This window comes from Bradyrhizobium sp. USDA 4454 (assembly GCF_054822705.1).
Genome location: NZ_JBTRCN010000001.1, coordinates 6,539,334 through 6,557,730 on the forward strand (window position 1 = coordinate 6,539,334; position 18,397 = coordinate 6,557,730).

The window sequence follows — 18,397 nt, forward strand, 5'->3', positions numbered from 1 at the left end:
CTTGCCTCCCCTAGAGCGATCGCAGGCGCTGCTCGAACGCCGGATGTCCGAGCAGCATCCGGCAGCGCAAGAACCGCCACTCCGCATATTTCAGGAACTCGACCCCGCGCAGCGGCGATCGCGCGTGCTGCAGCAGGCTGCGCAATGCCCAATACAGATCGTCGGCTGCGGCATAGAGCCTGCATCGGCTGAACGCCTGATCGCTGAAGCGCCCATCATGGATCTCCAGCAGCGGCTTCATCTGGTTCTCGAATTGGAACAGCTCGTTCATTTGAACGCCGAGCTGGTAGTAAGGATCGAGATCGCCGGCCATGTCGAAATCGACCAGGATCATCGCCCCGTCCGGCCCGAGCATCACGTTGGAGGAATGCGGATCGCCATGCGCGGGCTTCAGTTCGATCCCGGCAGCAGCAATCGCCTCGCGGATCGCGGTCATCCATGCCAGCATCCAGTCCGCATCGGCCGGAAGCACGGCTCCCGCCGCGGTGACCAGCGACCGCAGCCGGTCGATGCCGTCGAAAACCGACCAGGGCCTTCCGAATGGCTCGCCCGCGGCGATCAACTTCTGCATCTCGACGAGCCGGACAAGCACGTCCTGCTGCATCAGATCGTCGATCTTCGCCGTGCGCCAGCCGTCACCCAGCCGCGCGAACAGCATGGCTCTCTCCGCCGGCGCGCACGCGATCGGCTGCGGCGACAGATTGAGACTGTGAAGCCGGCGCGCCGCCGCAAAGGCCACTTCGTCGTCGACCAGCTCGGCCACCTCGTCGTTTGCCAGCCGCAGGAACAGCGTCGCATCACCGCCATCGGGGGCGACGTTGAACGAGGTCGACTCGACGGCATGGTAGGACGGTGAGGCCACCGGAAACCCGGCCGCCGCATAGGTCGCGCGCGCGGCATCGATGACCGGCAAGCTCCTGATCGCGCGCTCGGCGCGCTGCTCAAGGGCCGTGTTGGGATCGCCGAGCGCTTTCATGCCGCCGTACCGATCGGATCGATCGCCTGCAGGCCTTCGCTGGCAATCGCGTAGAGCATGTCCGCCAGGATCTGCGTTCCGGTCGCCTGGTCGGAAGCATCGGTGAACTCGGTCGGATGATGGATGACGCCGTCGCGCGAGCGCACGGCCATCACCACCGAGTGACAGACATCGGACATCGCCACGGCATCGTGGCCGCCGATCGTATCGAGATGGCGCGCCGTCTCGCCGTGTGCGGCCGCCGTCCGCTCGGCCAGCGAGATCAGCCCTTGCGCAAATCCGCCGGCCTTGCGGCGGTCGACCGCCCTGACCTGATAGGTCACGCCGGCCCTTTCCGCCGCGGCCTCGATCCGGAGCTTCATCTTGCGTTCGGCTTCGGCGAGAACCTGCGGCGATCCCGAACGCAATTCGATGAACAGAACGGCCTCTGACGGCACTGTGTTGGGCGAATTCGGAAACACCTCGAGGCGGCCGACGGATGTGTGCAAATCGAGGCCGTGCTCACCGGCGATCTGCTTCAGGTCCGCAATAAGGTAGGCGGCGGCGAGCACCGCGTCCTTGCGCTCCGCCATCGGCGTGGCGCCGGTGTGGGCCTGCCGGCCGAGGAAGGCGAGACGATACTTGGTTGCGCCCCAGAAGCGGGTGAAGATTCCGAAGCTCTCGCCCGCCTCGAACAGCGCCTTGTCACCTTCGATGTGCAGCTCGATCAGCGCGCCGGGGATCGCCACTCTGTCCTTGCCGGCATAGCCGATCTCGGCCAGCGATTGGCGCACGGTCACGCCGTCGCCATCCTTGCGGTCGAGCGCCCATTCGAGCTCCGTCGCGCCGGCGAACACGCTGCTGCCCAGCAGGCTCGGCTGAAACCGCGCGCCCTCCTCGTTGGTCCAGTTCACCACCTGGAAATTGCAGACCGGCAGCCTGTTCTCCGCCTTCAATCGCTCGGACACGGCGAGCACCGCTTCACAGGCCGAGACCACGCCGAGGGCGCCATCAAAGCGGCCGCCATTGGGCTGGCTGTCGATATGCGATCCGACCATGACGACCGGCGCGTTGGCGCCCGCCATCGACAGGCTGCCGAACTGATTGCCGATCGCGTCGACGGCCTCGGCAAAGCCGTGGCGGGCGAACCAGCGGCCAAGCCAGTCGCGCGCCGCCCCGTCTTCCTTGGACAGCGCGAGCCGCGTCATGGATCCGTCCGGCCCGCCGCCGATCGTCGACAATTCGTCCATCATCGCCTGGAGACGCGATGGATTGATGGGAGCGCGGCTTGGGGCGATGTCAGGCATAGATGATTTCCACGTTGGATTTGAGGAATTGCTCGGAGAAGTCTTTGGTCAGGGTGCCGCCCGTGATGACCCCATCGACGTCGTGCAGGCCGAAGGTGTGGATCGAGCCGAGGCGGCCGAATTTGGAGCCGTCGGCAACGATGACCGAACGCTTGGCCTGCCCACGCGCAACGCGGCGGATGATCGCCTCGTCCTCGTCGTAGTCCATGAAGCCGCGTTCGGCATGAACGGCGCTGATCGCGATGATCGCGAGATCGAAGAAATGCTCCTTCATTGCGGCCACCGTCTCCGGCCCGAAGGTCGCCTGATAGTCCGGCCGCAGTCGTCCGCCGAGTACGCGGACGCTGGGAGTCGACGAATAGTAGAAATGAGCCGCCACCGCGAGCGAGTTGCTCACAATCGTCAGATCCTTGCGGGTTTCGAGATGCTTCAGGCACGCGAGCGCTGTGGTGCCCTCGTCGACGAAGATCTTCATGCCGTCCTTGACCAGCGCAGCCGCGGCCTCGCCGATCCGTGCCTTCTCCCTTGCGCCGACGCGCAAACGCTCGGCAAACGGCTGGTCGCTCTCCTGCCGGTCGAGCACCGCGCCGCCATAGACGCGCCGGGCAAAGCCCTGGGTCTCGAGCTCCCTGAGATCGCGCCGGATCGATTCCTCGCTAACCTCGAACTGATCGACGAGATCCTTGACGTGAACCCGCTGCTTCTGACGCAGCAGATCGCGGATCAGCTCCAGCCGATGCTCCGTAAAGCTCATGGCCGTTCCCCGGTTGTCACGGCACTGTCGGCCGTTTCACGATGCATGTTTTCGTTCACGCCCCATCTCATGGCACAGCGGCACCCGCTTCGGCAAAGCTGCCGGACGCCGTCGACGGCACCACCAGATGGCAGGCCGCGAAATCCTGCCGCTCGCGCACCGTCAGGCTCGGCTGAAGGCGGCCGCATTTGTTCATGGCCTGCGGGCAGCGCGACCTGAAGCTGCAGCCGACGGGAATATCGAGCGGGCTCGGCGGCTCGCCCTCCAGCAGGCATTCCTCCGGCCGATAGCGTCGCTGTTCGAGTGTCGGCATCGCGCTCAGCAGCGCCTTCGTATAGGGGTGTCCCGGATCCAAAAAGAGACGCTCATTGTCGGCCAGTTCGAAGACCTCGCCGAGATACATCACGGCCACGCGATTGCAGGCCTTCCGCACCATGGCGAGGTCATGCGAGATGAAGATGTAGGTGAGGTCGTATTCCTTCTGCAGCTTCTGGAACAGGTCGAGCAGCTTGAACTGCTCGGACTGGTCGAGCGCCGACAGCGTCTCGTCCATGATCAGGATTTCCGGCTGGAGAACCAGCGCACGGGCAACGTTGACCCGTTGCCGCTGCCCCGCGCTCAAGCCCAGCGGCAGCTCCTCGTAGAGCTCGGCCGGCAGCCCCACCTCTGCCATCACCTTCAACACGCGCTCGCGGATTTTGGCCTTGTCGCGCCATCCGTGCGTGCGCAGCGGGTCCTCCAGCATCGTTCCGATCGCGGTCCGCGGCGGCAACGAACCGAAGGGGTCTTGCAGCACCATCTGCAGCTTGCCACGAAACTCGAGCAGCGCCCTGCCCTTCAGCGTCGCGATGTCCTTGTCCGCACAGAGAATCTGCCCCGAGCTCGGCAGCTCGAGCCGGCTGAGCAGCCGCATCAGGGTCGACTTCCCGCAGCCGGATTCGCCGACGATGGCGAAGCTGTCGCCGCGGCGGATGTCGAAGGTGACGTTGCGCACCGCGCGCACCAGATTGACCCCGCCGAAGCCGGTCTTCTTCCTGACCTTGTAGATCTGCGAAGCGTCGCGGAGGCTGAGCACCACCTCGCGCTGCGCGTCGAGGCGCGGCATTGCTGCCGGTTCACCCCATATTCTCGGCGTCTGCCGGACCAGCTCGCGGGTGTAGGGATAGACCGGTCGGTCGATCAGGTCCTCGCTGGACTGCTCCTCGACGATGCGGCCTGCATCCATCACCAGGATGCGCGAGCAGGCCTCGCGCGCCACCGGCAGCGACGACGAGACGAACAGCACAGCGGTGTTGAACGTCGCCGTCAATTCCTTCATCAACCGGATCACCTGGGCCGCGACGGTAACATCGAGCGGCTGCGTGACGTTGTCGGCCACCAGCAGCGCGGGATTGGTCACCAGCGCGTCCACGATGAGCGCCCGCTGCATCATCCCGCCGGAGAATTGCGAGGGATAGTCGTGAAAACGATTGCGCGCCGAGGGAATCCGCACGGCATCGAGCAGCTCGACGACGCGCGCCTCGGCCTCCCGGCGTGACACGCCGGGCACGACCGCGCGCATCTTCTCGACGATCTGGACGCCGACCGGCAGGGTCGGATCGAGCGCCCCCATCGGGTTGGCGCCGACATAGGATACCCGCTGGCGCAACAGGCGCATGTCGGTGCTGCGCATCGCGTAGATGTCCTCTCCCTCGAACAGCACCTCGCCGGATCGCTTGGTCAGTGGCGGCTCGAGCCAGTTGACCACGGCCTTGGACAGCACGGTCTTGCCCGATCCGCTGGCGCCGACGACGCCGACGATCTCGCGCGGCGCAAGGCTCAGCGACACGCTGTCGAGGATGATTTTCGCCGATCCCGCGCGGCCGGCGGCGACTGTGACGTTCCTGAGTGCGAGCAGCGGCTGCGTCATCCTTCCGCCCCTCCATGAACCGTGTTGCGCGCGCGTTCGAGCGAGGCCCCGATCAGGTTGATGCTGGTGAGGGTCAATCCGAGGAACAGGCCGGGCATGGTGGCAATCCACCAGGCGTTCAGCAGGTATTTGCGTCCATCCGCGATGATATTGCCGAATGTCGGGGTCGGCGGCTGCACGCCGAGCCCGAGAAAGCCGAGCGTCGATTCGAAGATCATCATGCGGGCGACGTCGAGCACGGAGGTGAACAGCACCGGCGGCAGCAGTAAGGGAAGCAGCAAAGTGAGGATGATGCGAAGGTCGGTCGAGCCGCCGATCTTCGCGGCGCGGACATATTCGCGCTGTCGTTCCGTCATCACGATGCTGCGCATGATGCGCGCATAGACCGGCCAGTTGGACACTCCGAGGACCAGGATGATCGCGGGGATGGTCGGCCGGGAGACGCCAAGCACTGAGATCGCGAGGATGATCATCGGGATCGAGAGCTGGGCGTCGGTCAACCGCATGATGACGGCGTCGGTTCGGCCACCGAAATAGCCGGCGATCGTGCCGAGCGCACAGCCGATCACCAGCATGACGATGACAGACGCGACGCCGATCAGGAACGAGTAGCGCAAGCCCACCAGCGAGCGCACCAGCATGTCGCGGCCGATCTGATCGGTGCCGAGCGGGTGCGCCCAGCTCCAGTTATTGCCGAGAAACAGCGGCGGCAGAAGCCGGGCCTTGATGTCCATCTTGGTCGGATCGAGGCTGCTCAATTCCGGATAGAGTGCCGTCGCCAGCGCAAGCACGACGAAAATACCGAGGCCGACGCGGAAGCCGGGCGTGGACGCTGCTCTGTCCAGGATGCGTCGGGCGATGGAGCGGGGGGCCGGTTTGCGCATGATCGGCGCATCGGCAGCAGTTGCAACTGACATCAATATTCGAACCTCAGTATTCGAGCCGTGGGTCCATGGTGGTGGCGACGAGATCGACGACGATGTTGATCAGCACGAAGATGGCGCTGGTGACGATGGCGATGCCCTGAATCAGCGGAAAGTCGCGCTGCAGCACCGCGTTGATGGTCAAGAGGCCAAGCCCCGGATAATCGAAGATGTACTCGACGATGATCACCCCGCCGAGCAGGCTCGAGAACTGAATCCCGAGCAGATTGAGCAGCGGCACCGAGGCATTGCGTAGCGCATGGTTTGCGATGATGCGGCCGCGGCCAAGGCCGCGAACGTGCCCCACCGCCACATAGGGCTCCGTCATCTGCGCCGACACCGAGCTGACGAGGGTCCGGATCAGGACCGGCGACAGTTCGACGGCGAGCACGATGGCCGGCAGGATCGTATAGGCGAACCCCTTGTAGCCGATCGCCGGCAGCCAGCCGAGCTTGACCGAGAACAGCAAGGCGAGGACGATTCCGAGCCAGAAGTTCGGCAGCGAGATGAAAATCGACGAAATGTAGAATGCGAGCTTGTCCGGCCATCGTCCGATCGCGAGACCACCGGCAATTCCGACGATACCCGAGAAGATCAGCGCGATCACCAGCGTCACGGCAGCGAGCTGCAGCGTCATGGGCAGCGCTTCCAGGATCAGGCTCATGACCTTTGCCCGCTCACCGCGCGTGGTGTCGTTGAAGGTCGCCCCGCCCGTCGCGGCGCCGTTGGCGGGCCGCACGAAGGACTGGCCGAGATCGCCGCGCACGACACCGCCCATGTAGCGTCCGAACTGGACGACGATCGGGTCACGCAGACCCATGTCGGTCGCGATCTTCTCGATCAGCGCCTCCGGCGCCATGCCGCCCGCCATCAGGCGCACCGGATCGCCCGGCACGATTCGCAGCAGCGTGAAGATCAGCAGCGACACCAGGAATATGATGAGGACGCCCTGAGCCAGACGCCGCAGCAGGAAATTCAGGACGAACATTCGCAAGCTCCGGAAGAGACAAGGCAAACCGCGTGCCGGCCAAGCGCGGCACGCGGCCAGCATGCGTGATCAGGCGACCGGCCTGGAGGCATCCATTGATCCGTCCGGATAGATGTACAGGCCTTCGAAATCCTTCTGCATCGCGTGGATCATCACCGACGTGAACAGCGCGAGCGCCGGCATCTTCGAAGCCAGCAAAGGCATCGTCTCGGTCTGGAGGATCTTCTTGCGCTCCTCGAGCGTCGGGGCGCTGCGTTCCTTGTCGAGGCTGGCATCGATCGCCGGATCCTCGATGCCGCAGATCCGATGCGAGGAAGAGTGGAAATGGGTGCGCAGGATCAGGTCGGGCTCGGGCGAGCCGGTCGACCAGCCGCAGTCGACCATGTGGCCGGGGCCACCGCCGGGGCGATGGTACAGCCGCTCGTTCCAGGCGGCAGGCTCGAGCACGGTCAAGCTGACATTGAAGCCCTGCTCGTTGAGCATCGCGGTGATGATCTCGCCATACTCCTTGGTCTTCGGATAGAAGCCCACGGATGTGATGTATTCGAGCGGCGGCAGGCCCTTGCCGTTCGGAAAGCCGGCCTCGGCGAGCAACGCCTGGCTCTTCTTCGGGTCGAACTTCGGATAGTTCTCGAGGTCGATGTAGCCGAACTTGACCGGCGACACGAAGTTGGACGACGCATGCCCTGCCGAGCCCAGCACCTCGAGAATGAGGTCGCGGTTGATGGCATGGCAGGCGGCGAGCCGAATGCGCGGATCGTTGAAGGGCGGCTTCGAGCAACGGAACCAGAGATATTTGTTTTCGACGGACACCACGCGGTTGATGTGGATGTTGGGATTGCCCTTGACGGTATCGACCTGCTCGGGCTCGAGGCGCTCGACGATCGAGGCCTGGCCGTTCATCAACGACAGCATGCGCGTCGTGGAGTCGCCGGTGAAGGTGAAATTGATGCCGGCGATCGCCGGCTTGCCCTTGAAGTAGCCGTCGAAGGCCTTCATCACGGTATCGTTGCCCCGCTGCTCGACGAACTTGAACGGACCAGTGCCGTTGAGCCGCTGCGACAGCACGCCGCCCGGGCCGGCCGCGATATCCTTCGCCGACATGATCGGCAGGAACGCCGCGAGGAACATGAAGAGATGCGCCGGATAGCCGCCCTTCGAAGTATCGACGATGACGGTGTAGTCGTCGGGCGTCTCTATCTTCAGCGTGTCGGACGGGCCGGGATACCATTGCGCCGGGCGATCGGGCTTTGAGCCGTATTCGAACGTGGCCTTGACGTCCTCCGCCTTGAACGGCTTGCCGTCGTGGAAGACCACGCCCTGGCGCAGCTTGATCTGCAGGCGATTGGGATCGAGCAACTTGATGTCGGTGGCGAGCTCATAGACCACCTCGCCGGGGTTCTCGAGCTTCATCGGCGTGCGGGTGAGGAAGCCCATCACGAAGCCTTCGATGTTCTTCTGCGACAGCGTCGTGTGGGCGGTCGGATCCCAATTGCCGGTTATGTTCTCGGCCGACAGGAAGGTCATGGTCTTGCCGGCCTGCGCGTGGGCTTGCCGGATGAAGAAGTCTGGATTGATCTGCGTGTAGCCCGCAGCAACCGCGGCTCCCGCCGCGCCCTTCAGAAAGTGGCGGCGGTCAAATTTCGGATGCATCGACATTCCCCTTCTTTTTGCAATGACCAGAGAATCGGTCAAAACGGTCATGCAGGAGATGTGCCAGTCCGAATTCCCCGTAAATATTAGCCTGTCTAATGTGGTTTTTGACCGATTTTGCGGCAGGGCCTCTGCGCGATGTCCAAGACCTGCGCTGAAGACAGCCCCACGGCGCGCAGTCCGCCTACGACGGATGCAATTCATTGATCAGCGTTCGGGCGTACTAACGCCCAAAGCCGATGCAGGTGCTGATTTGCTGGTCCCTGAAGGTGTGCCGCGGCTGATCGGCCGGCATTTGCGGCTGCTGCGTTCGGCGCCGCGAGGCCCGAAACGATCATGGCGCTTCGGCCGCGCAACGCTTGCCGTTCTGGCATGCGGAACCGCAGGAGATCGAGCGCAATACGCTTTTCAGCACGCTTGGGTTTCGTTCTTCATTTTTTGCGGCCATCTCGCTCAGATACTTTGCGTTCGCGAGCAGTTCCGGCTTATCCGCTTCGGCAAGAGTATCGTCACTCACCACCCCTCGGTTATCTTCCCAAAGGCGTCACCTATTTCCATGTCGCCGTGCGGCTGCCGAAGGCGCCACCTGCGGCAAGGCGCGCGATTTCCGCCTCGTCATAGCCAAGCACCTCACGCAGAACATTGTCGGTATGCTGCCCAACCGCCGGCGCCGCAACGGGATCGACGATCGGCGTCCGCGAATAGCGGATCGGCAGGTTCACATTCGGCACCCAGCCGGCCGCCTCGTGCGGGATCCGCGTGACGATCCCACGCTCCCTTGCCTCGGGTGAACGGATCGCCTCGCCGACGGTGCGCAGCTGCCCGCAGGGCACACCGGCCGCCCGCATCCGCGACTGCCAATGCGACCAGGGCTGCTGGGCAAAGGCATCGCCGAGGATTTTGAACAGCTCCTCCCGTCGGTGGATCCGATCGAGACCGGTTGCATAGATCTCGGCCGCCGCGAGGTCTTTGCGCTCGAGCACCTGCTCCATCAGGCGTTGAAAGATCTTGTCGTTGCCGCAGTTGATGTAGAACGAGCAATCGCTGGCAAGGAACACTCCGGACGGGCACGTGTCCGGGCTGGTGTTACCGCTTCGCTTCGGATCGGCTCCGCTGAATAGCGACTGCATGGTCGCGTAGCCGGTCATCACGACCGCATTCTCAAACAAGGAAACCTCGATCGCCTGGCCCTGCCCGCTGCGCTCGCGCGCCAGCAAGGCGCCCAGGATCGCATTGCTCGCCATCATCGCGGTGCTGATGTCCATCACCGGCGACAATGCGCGCACGCCCTCGCGATCGGCATAGCCGTTCATCGAGACAAAGCCGCTCTCGACCTGCGCGATCGGGTCGAAGCCGAGCCGGTCTGAAAACGCTCCGTCACGGCCATAGGCCGACACCGCGCAGTAGACGATCTCGGGCTTGATCTTGCGGCAGCTGTCATAGTCGAGACCCAGCCGCGCCATCACATCAGCCGAAAAATTCTCGACCACGACGTCGGCCGTCGCGATCAGCTCGCGCGCGACGTTCAGGCCTTCGGGGGACTTGAGATCGATGGCGACGCTGCGCTTGTTGCGATTGGTCCACAGGAACGGCGCACCGTGCCCGAGATCGGGATGCACCGGAGGATAGCGACGCAGATCGTCGCCACGGCCCGGCGCCTCGATCTTGATCACCTCGGCGCCCATGTCGGCAAGGATCATGGTCGCGAACGGTCCCGCAATGAAATGCGAGAAATCGATCACGCGGATCCCCTCGAGCGCCTTTGGCGCATCGGAGGGACGCGGCGTGTGCTCGGGAAAGTCGGCTTCAAGCTGGTCCAGCATCGGGACGTCCGTTGGTTTGAGAAGTGTTGATCCGGAGACTGCGGCTGTCGTTAGTTGCTCGTCGACGGTTCGACAATCGAGCAACCGCCTTGATCGAGCGGCCGAAACGCTTCTGGCCCGGACAGCACGCCGACCTGCTCAATCAAATTCCACTTGCTCTTCGAGGCACTCGGGCTCTTCACCTTGAAGATGTACACGTTGTGGATAGCGCGGCCGTCCGCGCGACCTTGAAGTCGGGATGCAGCCGCATCAAGTCCTCCGCGGCCATTTTGGCCGCTGTCACCGGTCCTTCGCCGGCATTGTCCGAATAAGGGCCGGACGCGTCGTTGAGCACGCCGATCTTGAGGGACCGCGCAAGGCCCGCCGAAGCGGACGAACAGGCCAAAATAGCCAGAATGGTCATTCCGGCAATGCGCGACAGATACCTCATCGCTTCCACCCTTGTTATGTCGTTGTTCTAGAGATCGAGCACGAGCGTGCGGGACCTGGCGCCCGAGCAGCAGATCATGACGCTCTGGTTCGTCGCCTGCTCTTCCTTGCTCAAAAACTGGTCACGATGATCGGGGATGCCCTCGAGCACGCGCGTCTCGCAGGTGCCGCAGACGCCCTCCGTGCAGGCGTAGTTCGCGGCAACGCCGGCATCCAGCAACGCATCGAGGATCGTCTTGCCGGACTCGACTGCAATCGTGCGGTTGCTTCGCGCCAGCCTGACGTCGAAACCGCCTTCGACGGCGGGCGCTTCCCGCGCTTTGAAATACTCCACATGCACGTGATCGGCCGGGCGACCGGCAGCCGCCGCCTCGAATGCCTCGAGCATGGGTACCGGACCGCAGCAATAGAGATGTACGTGGGCTGGCGCGCCGCTGACAATTGCCGACAGGTCGAAGAGACGTCCCGCTCGCTCGTCGTCGAAATCGACCTGCACTTTCGAGCGATCGGATCGAAACGTCGCGAGCTCGTCGAGGAATGCGGCGGCGGCGCGCGTCCTCGCGGCGTAAAACAGCTCCCAGCTGCGTCCAAGCGCCTCCAGCCTTCGGATCATCGACAGCAGCGGCGTGATGCCGATGCCGCCTGCGATCAGGATAGAATGCTCGGCGTCCTCGTGCAGCACAAAATTGTTGCTCGGTTTCGAGATCGTCATGATGTCCCCGACCCTGACGGTGTCATGGACAAAACTGGACCCGCCCCGGCTTTCAGCATCGTTGTTGACCGCAATGACATACCGGTGCCGTTCGCGCTGATCGTTGACCAGCGAGTAGCTGCGGAGCATGCCGTTCGGCAGATGCAGGTCGATATGACTGCCGGCGGTGAAGGGCACCAATTCGGTGCCCGTTCGGGCGATCAGCTCGTAGGAATTGATCCGCTCGGCCTCGAGGCAGATGCGCTTGACCAGCACCTGCTGCGTGTCAGCCATATGGTTGGATGGGCTCACAGCTCGTACCCGAAATCGGCACCGAGCTTGGCCCGCATAAACGGCGCGCCGACGTCGACCCAGGAATTCTCCGGCGGCAACCGCAGCGACACCGCCCGCACCATGAACACGTCGGGGTCCGACACGCCCTTCGGCCTGATCGCGTGATCACGATAGGCGCCCAGCGCTTCCAGGATGAAGCGCCGCGTCATCGCGATGCCGGTGTCGCTCGAGCAGAGCGTCTCCCTGGTGCGATCGAAGATCGGCGAGACGCCGCTCTGGCAGGCGCCGTCCTGCACCCAAAGGCCGGGCAAGCCCGAGAACCATGTGGTCCGCTGCGCCTCGTAGTCGAATTGGAAACCGTTCTGCGGATTGTATCTGGTCCAGTAGCCCGCGTACGGGACCGTCACCGGATGTTGCACAAGCGCGTGGCGGCTGGCGTGGCCGCTCTCGCGGCCCTTGTGTCCTTCGGCGAACACTTGCCGCGTCTTCTCCGGCAGAGGCGCCGACGGATGATAGGAAAACATGATGCAGAGCGTGTTCGCGTCGTCGATCGGCACCCAGGCGTGCCCGCTCAGATCCGGGAACGGCGACAGCGGAGGCACCAGCGTGTAGAAGGGCAGCAGGAACTGGTTGACGCGCCAGTACAGCGTGTTGGCATCGTAGTTGCGCCGCGCGGCGATGCTCATGCCGAAGTCCTGCTTGATGCATTCGAAGGTCGGCCGCAGGTCGCGCTTCTGGATCCAGGCGCTCGTCGTGCCGTGGGCGTCCAGCCGCCCGTGCAGCAGCGGCGCGTGCGCCGAGTCGATCTCTCCCTCGACCGCCTGCAGCCAGTTGCATTCCTGGACGCGAACCGAGATGTGCACCTGCTCGGCCGGCACCAGATTCCATTCGAGGTTCGGCAGCGGCGGAAGTTCGGCCTGGTCGGGACCCATATAGGTCCAGATCATCCCGTTGCGTTCCTTGCAGGCATAGGCCTTGATCCGCACCCGCTCCTTGAGGCGGCTGCGCACCGGCTCCGCCGGCATGTCGGTCACCGCGCCGGTGACGTCGAATTTCCAGCCGTGGTAGACGCAGCGCAGCCCGCAATCCTCGTTTCGCGCAAAGATCAGCGGCGCGCCGCGATGTGGGCAAGCCTGGTCGACCAATCCGATGCGGCCCTCGGAATCCCGAAAGGCGACCAGATCCTCGCCGAGAAGCCGGATGCGCTTCGGCTGGCCGTCCCTGGCGAGGTCCGCCGACGGCAGGAAGGGAATCCAATAGAGCCGAAACAGCTCGCCGAGCGGCGTGCCCTTGCCGACCCTGACAAGGCGTTCATTGTCCTCGCGCGAGAGCATGAGTTTGCCTCCTTCAGTTGCGTGTGGCCGGCCCCGCCGCGCCACCGAGAAGCGCGGCGACGCGGTCGGAGAGCCCGAGATCCTGAGCGGTCCAGAGCGGATCGGATGCGGTGAGCGGCTTGCGTGGAACAGGAGGCTGCTTGCCCTCCTCCACGAGGCCGATGATCAATTCGATGCGTCGCCGTTCGAGCTCGCACAGAGCGTCTTCAACAATGGCGGCTTCGGCCGTGCATCCGGGCAGCTCTGGATACGCAAGACGAACCCGCCACTGCCCGGGTTCGGTTTCAACCGCCTCGGCCTCAAGCAGATAGGGAATCGACAGCAGCTCACGCAGGTCCAAGTTCAACCTCCCTGCACGACGTCTCCGCGTCGCATATAATACGTATACGTACTATATGATGAAGAGGCTGACAAGAGCCGAGAGCGATCGCATCGTTCGGCAGCAAGCTTGGGCGGCGGATCACCGCGGGGTTGAGGTCAATCAGCCAAGCTGCTAACGGCTAACGCGAATTCGCAAACTCCAGCTGGGGTCCAACGACGGCATGGCAGCCGATAAGGCAACGAAGACTGGTTCGGCCGCAGACATTGCGCGCGACTGGCAACTGGAAGGCGGCGTCGGATTTCTGCTGCGGCTGCTGGAGGCCCGCTACGACGGGCTCTATCAAAGCATGACGCGGCAGAGCGACATCACGCCGCGACAGTTCGGCGTGCTGATGGCACTGTATCAGTTGGGTCCTCTCACCCCCTCGGTGCTGGCGGACCGGATCAGTTGCGACCGCAACACGCTCAGCGAAATGCTGAAGCGGATGGTCGCGCGCCGGCTAGTCTCCAAGAAGGACAACCCGGACGACCGCCGCTCGCTCCAGGTGCAGATCACAGCCAAGGGCGAGGAAGCCCTTCTGGCGGTCATTCCGGCTGCGGCCGAGCTGCAAAAAATCATGCTGGCGCCGCTGCGCAAGGAAGACCGCGCGCATTTCCTGAAATGCCTGTTGGCGATCGCGAAGGCACCGCCGCCGGATGCTCCATCCGATACTTGAGATCGCCGACGCCCGCCTAGGCCGGCGCCTTGCCGAACGTGCCCGAAGCGGCGAGTGCTGCGATCGCGTCCGGCGACAGGCCGAGAATTCGCGACAGCACATCGTCTCGCTGAGCGCCGATGCCGGGAACGTGGCTTCCGATCGGCGTGTCGGCCCCGGACATCTGCCACGGCGCACTGACGCCAACGAACTCGCCGGCGCCGTCCGCGACGGTCCCGAACACGCCACGCTGGCGCAAATGCGCATCGCTCAGCGCCGCGCCCGGCGTTCGGTACTCGGCACAGGGAACACCGGCGCGATCCAGCGCCGCGATACATTCGGCGGAGGTGTGGCGCTCGGTCCATTTCTCGATCACCTGCATCATCGCGGTCCAGTTGGCGCCGCGCGCGGGAATGGTGGTGAAACGTGGATCGTTCGCCAGCTCGTCCTGCCCGGTGACCTCGCACAACGCCGCAAAATTGCGCGGCGTGACCGGGGCGATCAGGATATCACCGTCGCGGGTGCGGACCGGCCCATAGGTCGGACGCGGCGAGCGGATCGGGAATTGCGCTTCCTGGAGCTCGTAGACCAGCAGGTTCAACATGCAATCCATCAGCGCGACATCGACGCGCTGCCCCTTCCCGGTGCGCGCACGCTGGATCAGCGCGGTCTGGATCGCGGAGTAGCCGAAAATGCCACCGAGGATGTCGGCGACAAAAATGGCGCCGGCGGCCGGACGCTCGCGGTCGCCTGCATAGCGCATCAGGGAGTGATCGAATCCGCTCTCGGCATGCACGATCATAGCGTACGCCGCACGCTCGGCGGCGGGGCCCATCTGCCCATAACCCGAGATCGAGCAATAGATCAGGCGCGGGTTGATTTCGCGAAGCGCTTCGTAGCCGAGGCCGAGGCGGTCCATGACACCGGGGCGGAAATTCTCGACGAGAATATCCGCCTCCGCCACCATGCGATGCACGAGCTTGATGGCATCGGCATTCTTCAGGTCGAGTGCCAGGCTGCGCTTGCCGGCATTGAGTTGACCGAAATATGTGCTGTGGCCTTCGCGCAGCGGCGTCCGCAGCCGCATGTCGTCACCATCCGGCGGCTCGATCTTGATGACCTCGGCGCCGACATCGGCGAGCAGCCGTGCGCAATAGGGCCCCGCCACCATGATGGAAAAGTCCAGCACCCGCACGCCGGCGAGCGGCGCCCTGTCGTTATCCTTCTGCATCCGATTTCTCCTATCTCGGCAACCCGAGCGCCCGTTGCGCGATCAGGCTGCGCTGAATCTCATTGGTCCCGATGCTGATCACCCACATCAGCGAATGCCGCAGGTTCTGCTCGAAGCGGCCGTTATCGATCGCACCCGGCATCTGCTCGGACAGCGCAGCGCGCATCCCGAGGATGTCGAGCGCGGCCTCGCCGAAGCGCTCCATCAGCTCACCGGAGAACACCTTGCTGATCGCGCCATATTCGGGCGGCGTCACGCCGTCAGCAGCGAGCTCGGCGCAATGCATCATCAGGAGACGGCCGATCTCGATCTCTGATGCCAAGGTCGCCATCCTGTCGCGGACGATCGGATCAACGGCCAGGGACCGATCGCCTTCCCCAGCGATGACATGGCCGCGCAACTGCTCGAAGGCATGCGCGACCTTCAGGACAATCCCGCCGCCGACCAGCCCGCGCTCGAAAGCCAGCGCGCCGGTCAGCACCTTCCAGCCGCCATTGACCTCGCCGACCAGGTTCTCGGCGGGAATGCGGACATTGTCGTAGAAGATGTTAGCGAACGTGCCGTCATACATGGTGACAGACGGACGGATCGTGATGCCCGGCGCATCCATCGGCACGATGAACATGCTGATGCCGGCGTGCGGCGGCTTGGCATCCTTGTCGGTCCGCGCCGCGAGGAACATGTATTTGCCCCACCAGGTGGTTGTCCAGATCTTCTGGCCGTTGATCACCCAGTGATCACCGTCCCTGATCGCGCTGGTGCGCAGCGCCGCGAGGTCCGAGCCCGCCTGCGGCTCGCTGTAACCCATGCCGTGCATGGCTTCGCCGCGCAGGATCTCCGGAAGGTATTTTTGCTGCTGCTCGGGAGTACCGAACATCATCAGCGCATTGGCCTGGATCGCCGCGCCGATGCGCGGTGTCTCGGCCCGCTCCATCGTCTCCATGAAGGCGATCTGCTCCAGCGGAGAGCGTGCCTGGCCGCCGAACTGCTCCGGCCATCCGAGGCCGATCCAGCCGGTCTTGCCGATCGCGCGGGCGAAGGGCGCATCGAACTCGCGCTTGGCGAACGGCCTCTGGTCGAACGCTTCCTTCGCGTCTCCGCTCCAGTTTTGCGCGAGCCAGAGCCGGACCTGCTCACGCAACGCATTTCCAGCCGCTCCAAGATCGTATTGCGGCAGCCCTGCGCCGGCGTCGAGCAGCTGCACGGCCAGTCGACGCTTTGCATCCGAAGCACCGCCGAGCGCAATCGTATCCAGATGCACACGCTTGAAATGGACCGGTGCCTCATGCTCCTCGGCATAGCCAATCGCGCCGAATGTGTGATGGGTCTCCAGCGAGACCTGCAGCAGCGCATTGCCGGAGAACGCCGATGCGCTATCCGCAAAGTAGCGCCAGTCGTGGTCTCCGCCGTCATGCAGCCTGGCGACATGCTCCAGGATGAGCCTGACGCCCTCGAGCGCGATCAGGCAGTTTGCCAGCTTGTGCTGGATGGCCTGAAACCTGCCGATCGGTTGGCCGAACTGATGCCGTTCCTTGGCGTAGTCCACGGCGAGCTCAAATGCTCGCCGGGCGGCGCCGTAGGCACGCGCAGTCAGCGCGACCTTGCCCTTGATGCGGAGATCGTGCAGATCGACCGCCCCAGTGGGAACCAGTGTGAGCGGCGCTGCGTTCAGCCTGATCTCATAGCTCCCCCACGCTCCCAGCGCGCGGGTCGCGACGCATTCGACACCGGGATCACCGAGGTCGATCAGCGCAAGGTGAGACCGATCGCGAGCGACCAGAAGATGCGTAGCGCTTCCCGCGGCTTCGACAAAGCGGAGCACGCCGTTTGCCCTGAGGTCCGCCACCTCGATCGAACTGGTCCCGGGATCGGGATCCAGCGCGCCGAATGAGAAGGCGACGACCGCCTGCCCGGAATGCAGCCGTTCCAGCAGATCCACCACGACGTCAAGCTGCAATCCGGCGAGCGCAAAATTGGCGAGCGCCGCAGACCACATCGGCGCGGGACATCCGGCGCGGCCAAGCTCCGCCATGACGACGAAAACCTCGGCAAGCCCGCCCTCGCCGGCCTCCGCACCGAGCGCGGCCACGCCCTGCCCGACCAGCTTACGCCAGATCGCGGACATCTCGTCCGGCGAAGACAACGCCGCCGTCCCTCGCGGACGCCAATGCTCGTCGAGAAAACCGCGCAAGGAGTCGCGCAGCATCGCCGTAACATCGTCGCCCGACACTCCTGTCGCTGCCATTGCTCGCTCTACGCCTGGCCAAACCTGGGCTTGCGCTTCTCCTTGAACGACATGGTCGCTTCCTTGTGATCGGCGGTCTCGAACGTCACCTGCTCAAGCGCCATCGAGGCCTCCAGCAGCATGTTCACGCGCTCCTTGACGATCTGGTTGATCGACAGCTTGGTCCAGCGAATGGCCCAGGTCGGACCGTTCGCAAGTTCGACCGCGATCGCGCGGGCCTTCGCCAACACCTCCGCGCGCGGCGCGACATGGTTGACCAGCCCGATCCGCTCCGCCTCAGTGCCTTTCAGGAGCGTGCCGCGGATCAGGAACTCCTTGGCCTTGTTGATACCTATCAGCAGCGGCCAGATCACGGTACCGCCATCGCCCGCGACCAGGCCGACGCGCGAGACGTGGGTGTCGCCGATCCGCGCATCCTCCGCCATCACGGTGATGTCGCAGAGCAGCGCATGGGTCGCCGCAAGCCCGATGGCATCGCCGTTGATCGCCGCGATGATCGGCTTGTCCAGCTCGAGCTGGCGGGTGACGCCGCGCCGGCTGATCATGGGGTCGTGCACTTCGCCCTCTTCGAGCACGTCGCCGCCCGGTCGCTCCGACATCGCCTTGACGTCGCCGCCGACGCTGAAGAACTCGCCGGCGCCGGTCAGCACCACCGCATTGACGGCGTGATCGTCAGCGAGGTCGTCCCAGATCGTGCGCAACTCACGAATCAGTTTCTGATTGATGGCATTGCGGGCCTGCGGGCGATTCAAGGTCACGGTCGCAACCTTGTCCGCGACCTCGACCGTCAGGCATTCATATTTGGCGTAGTTGGACACGTTTGCCTCCATTGTCATTGCCGTTTG

The 18,397-nt window shown here is 64.2% G+C and carries 17 protein-coding genes; 1 reads left to right on the forward strand and 16 read right to left on the reverse strand.

Annotated elements, in window-relative coordinates; all coding sequences use genetic code 11:
* Positions 1 to 10: 10 nt before the first annotated feature.
* From ACVIW0_RS30390 to ACVIW0_RS30450, 13 genes are all read right to left on the reverse strand, one after another.
* On the reverse strand, positions 11 to 976 hold the full coding sequence (locus tag ACVIW0_RS30390; RefSeq protein WP_461355697.1) for a phosphotransferase family protein: 966 nt from the start codon (positions 974 to 976) through the stop codon (positions 11 to 13).
* A complete protein-coding gene (locus ACVIW0_RS30395; RefSeq protein ID WP_461355698.1) occupies positions 973 to 2,262 on the reverse strand; it encodes an allantoate amidohydrolase in 1,290 nt (429 codons plus the stop codon). Before ACVIW0_RS30395 ends, ACVIW0_RS30390 begins: the two co-directional genes overlap by 4 nt.
* Positions 2,255 to 3,016: a DeoR/GlpR family DNA-binding transcription regulator gene (locus tag ACVIW0_RS30400; RefSeq protein ID WP_461355699.1), complete on the reverse strand. Its 762-nt coding sequence runs from the start codon at positions 3,014 to 3,016 to the stop codon at positions 2,255 to 2,257. The genes ACVIW0_RS30395 and ACVIW0_RS30400 overlap by 8 nt, the downstream gene beginning before the upstream one ends.
* A gap of 67 nt (positions 3,017 to 3,083) precedes the next feature.
* Positions 3,084 to 4,925 carry an ABC transporter ATP-binding protein gene (locus ACVIW0_RS30405; RefSeq protein ID WP_461355700.1) on the reverse strand — a complete coding sequence of 614 codons (1,842 nt, stop codon included), beginning with the start codon at positions 4,923 to 4,925 and terminating at the stop codon, positions 3,084 to 3,086.
* Entirely contained in the window at positions 4,922 to 5,842 is a 921-nt protein-coding gene (locus tag ACVIW0_RS30410; protein WP_461355701.1) for an ABC transporter permease, read from the reverse strand. Before ACVIW0_RS30410 ends, ACVIW0_RS30405 begins: the two co-directional genes overlap by 4 nt.
* A 13-nt stretch (positions 5,843 to 5,855) precedes the next feature.
* The gene (locus ACVIW0_RS30415; protein ID WP_461355702.1) at positions 5,856 to 6,836 is read right to left on the reverse strand and encodes an ABC transporter permease; all 981 of its coding nucleotides are present in this window, start codon (positions 6,834 to 6,836) and stop codon (positions 5,856 to 5,858) included.
* Between the two features lie 69 nt (positions 6,837 to 6,905).
* Entirely contained in the window at positions 6,906 to 8,489 is a 1,584-nt protein-coding gene (locus tag ACVIW0_RS30420) for an ABC transporter substrate-binding protein (protein WP_461355703.1), read from the reverse strand.
* Between the two features lie 334 nt (positions 8,490 to 8,823).
* The gene (locus ACVIW0_RS30425) at positions 8,824 to 9,006 is read right to left on the reverse strand and encodes a hypothetical protein (RefSeq protein ID WP_461355704.1); all 183 of its coding nucleotides are present in this window, start codon (positions 9,004 to 9,006) and stop codon (positions 8,824 to 8,826) included.
* Between the two features lie 31 nt (positions 9,007 to 9,037).
* Positions 9,038 to 10,312: a CaiB/BaiF CoA transferase family protein gene (locus tag ACVIW0_RS30430; protein WP_461355705.1), complete on the reverse strand. Its 1,275-nt coding sequence runs from the start codon at positions 10,310 to 10,312 to the stop codon at positions 9,038 to 9,040.
* Between the two features lie 178 nt (positions 10,313 to 10,490).
* The gene (locus ACVIW0_RS30435) at positions 10,491 to 10,742 is read right to left on the reverse strand and encodes a hypothetical protein (protein ID WP_461355706.1); all 252 of its coding nucleotides are present in this window, start codon (positions 10,740 to 10,742) and stop codon (positions 10,491 to 10,493) included.
* 27 nt (positions 10,743 to 10,769) lie between these two features.
* Positions 10,770 to 11,726, reverse strand: a complete 957-nt coding sequence (locus tag ACVIW0_RS30440; RefSeq protein WP_461355707.1) for a PDR/VanB family oxidoreductase — start codon at positions 11,724 to 11,726, stop codon at positions 10,770 to 10,772.
* Between the two features lie 14 nt (positions 11,727 to 11,740).
* The gene (locus ACVIW0_RS30445) at positions 11,741 to 13,060 is read right to left on the reverse strand and encodes a Rieske 2Fe-2S domain-containing protein (RefSeq protein WP_461355708.1); all 1,320 of its coding nucleotides are present in this window, start codon (positions 13,058 to 13,060) and stop codon (positions 11,741 to 11,743) included.
* Positions 13,061 to 13,073: 13 nt separating this feature from the next.
* Positions 13,074 to 13,400 carry a hypothetical protein gene (locus tag ACVIW0_RS30450; protein WP_461355709.1) on the reverse strand — a complete coding sequence of 109 codons (327 nt, stop codon included), beginning with the start codon at positions 13,398 to 13,400 and terminating at the stop codon, positions 13,074 to 13,076.
* A gap of 202 nt (positions 13,401 to 13,602) precedes the next feature.
* On the opposite strand from ACVIW0_RS30450, the gene ACVIW0_RS30455 reads away from it, so the two are divergent.
* Positions 13,603 to 14,097, forward strand: coding sequence for a MarR family winged helix-turn-helix transcriptional regulator (locus ACVIW0_RS30455; RefSeq protein WP_461355710.1), 495 nt, complete (start codon positions 13,603 to 13,605; stop codon positions 14,095 to 14,097).
* Between the two features lie 16 nt (positions 14,098 to 14,113).
* Here ACVIW0_RS30455 and ACVIW0_RS30460 read toward each other — a convergent pair whose 3' ends face one another.
* From ACVIW0_RS30460 to ACVIW0_RS30470, 3 genes are read right to left on the reverse strand one after another with little or no spacing between them, the layout of a single operon-like run.
* The gene (locus ACVIW0_RS30460; RefSeq protein WP_461355711.1) at positions 14,114 to 15,307 is read right to left on the reverse strand and encodes a CaiB/BaiF CoA transferase family protein; all 1,194 of its coding nucleotides are present in this window, start codon (positions 15,305 to 15,307) and stop codon (positions 14,114 to 14,116) included.
* A 10-nt stretch (positions 15,308 to 15,317) separates the two neighbouring features.
* A complete protein-coding gene (locus tag ACVIW0_RS30465; RefSeq protein WP_461355712.1) occupies positions 15,318 to 17,552 on the reverse strand; it encodes an acyl-CoA dehydrogenase family protein in 2,235 nt (744 codons plus the stop codon).
* 8 nt (positions 17,553 to 17,560) lie between these two features.
* Positions 17,561 to 18,370, reverse strand: coding sequence for an enoyl-CoA hydratase/isomerase family protein (locus tag ACVIW0_RS30470; protein WP_461355713.1), 810 nt, complete (start codon positions 18,368 to 18,370; stop codon positions 17,561 to 17,563).
* Positions 18,371 to 18,397: the final 27 nt, after the last annotated feature.

Excerpts from the sequence above, each read along its gene's own strand:
- ACVIW0_RS30420 (WP_461355703.1), bottom strand. The coding sequence starts at position 8,489 with ATGCATCCGAAATTTGACCGCCGCCACTTTCTGAAGGGCGCGGCGGGA.
- ACVIW0_RS30400 (WP_461355699.1), bottom strand. The coding sequence starts at position 3,016 with ATGAGCTTTACGGAGCATCGGCTGGAGCTGATCCGCGATCTGCTGCGT.
- ACVIW0_RS30455 (WP_461355710.1), top strand. The coding sequence starts at position 13,603 with ATGGCAGCCGATAAGGCAACGAAGACTGGTTCGGCCGCAGACATTGCG.
- ACVIW0_RS30430 (WP_461355705.1), bottom strand. The coding sequence starts at position 10,312 with ATGCTGGACCAGCTTGAAGCCGACTTTCCCGAGCACACGCCGCGTCCC.
- ACVIW0_RS30405 (WP_461355700.1), bottom strand. The coding sequence starts at position 4,925 with ATGACGCAGCCGCTGCTCGCACTCAGGAACGTCACAGTCGCCGCCGGC.
- ACVIW0_RS30445 (WP_461355708.1), bottom strand. The coding sequence starts at position 13,060 with ATGCTCTCGCGCGAGGACAATGAACGCCTTGTCAGGGTCGGCAAGGGC.
- ACVIW0_RS30460 (WP_461355711.1), bottom strand. The coding sequence starts at position 15,307 with ATGCAGAAGGATAACGACAGGGCGCCGCTCGCCGGCGTGCGGGTGCTG.
- ACVIW0_RS30435 (WP_461355706.1), bottom strand. The coding sequence starts at position 10,742 with ATGAGGTATCTGTCGCGCATTGCCGGAATGACCATTCTGGCTATTTTG.
- ACVIW0_RS30440 (WP_461355707.1), bottom strand. The coding sequence starts at position 11,726 with ATGGCTGACACGCAGCAGGTGCTGGTCAAGCGCATCTGCCTCGAGGCC.
- ACVIW0_RS30390 (WP_461355697.1), bottom strand. The coding sequence starts at position 976 with ATGAAAGCGCTCGGCGATCCCAACACGGCCCTTGAGCAGCGCGCCGAG.
- ACVIW0_RS30415 (WP_461355702.1), bottom strand. The coding sequence starts at position 6,836 with ATGTTCGTCCTGAATTTCCTGCTGCGGCGTCTGGCTCAGGGCGTCCTC.
- ACVIW0_RS30410 (WP_461355701.1), bottom strand. The coding sequence starts at position 5,842 with ATGTCAGTTGCAACTGCTGCCGATGCGCCGATCATGCGCAAACCGGCC.
- ACVIW0_RS30465 (WP_461355712.1), bottom strand. The coding sequence starts at position 17,552 with ATGGCAGCGACAGGAGTGTCGGGCGACGATGTTACGGCGATGCTGCGC.
- ACVIW0_RS30395 (WP_461355698.1), bottom strand. The coding sequence starts at position 2,262 with ATGCCTGACATCGCCCCAAGCCGCGCTCCCATCAATCCATCGCGTCTC.